This window comes from Bradyrhizobium sp. 31Argb (assembly GCF_043638955.1).
In the GTDB taxonomy this organism is placed as follows: domain Bacteria; phylum Pseudomonadota; class Alphaproteobacteria; order Rhizobiales; family Xanthobacteraceae; genus Bradyrhizobium.
This window is the reverse complement of sequence record NZ_JBEGDB010000700.1, coordinates 1-559: the sequence shown is the minus strand read 5'-3', so window position 1 is coordinate 559 and position 559 is coordinate 1. Positions and strand designations below refer to the sequence as shown.

Below are 559 nucleotides of genomic sequence, written 5' to 3'. Positions count from 1 at the left end.
CCCGCCATCTCGCCTACGTGATCTACACCTCGGGATCCACAGGCACGCCCAAGGGCGTCATGGTCGAGCATCGGAGCACTGTCAACCTGCTGCATTGGAGCAGCGGCGTGTTTGCGGAATCAGAGATCAGCCGGACGCTGTTTGCCACCTCGATCAGCTTTGATCTGTCGATCTACGAGTGCTTCGTTCCACTCTCGCAAGGAACCAGGCTGCACCTTGTCGAGAATGCGCAAACGCCCTCGGATGTCTCCTTAATCAACACCGTCCCTTCGGCGATCGCCGCTCTGCTCGATCAGAAAGCAGTACCGGCTTCGACAAGCGTCATCAATTTGGCCGGAGAGCGGCTGAAGGCGGATCTCATCGCGAAGGCATTTGAGAGCAGTGGCGTCGAGAAGATCTGTAATCTGTACGGTCCTTCCGAGACAACGACCTACTCGACCTGGATTTGCATACGAAGGGGGGATGTTGCCGTTGAAACGATCGGCCGTCCGATTGCGAACACGCGGGTGTATCTGCTGGACGGTCATGGGGCGCCGGTGCCGTTCGGGGCGGTGGGGGA

General features: G+C 58.9%; 1 protein-coding gene. It reads left to right on the top strand.

Annotation, left to right across the window (positions count from 1 at the left end):
* Nucleotides 1-559 (top strand): AMP-binding protein (locus AAFX91_RS42345; RefSeq protein WP_394570434.1); only part of this gene is annotated, 559 nt, incomplete at both ends.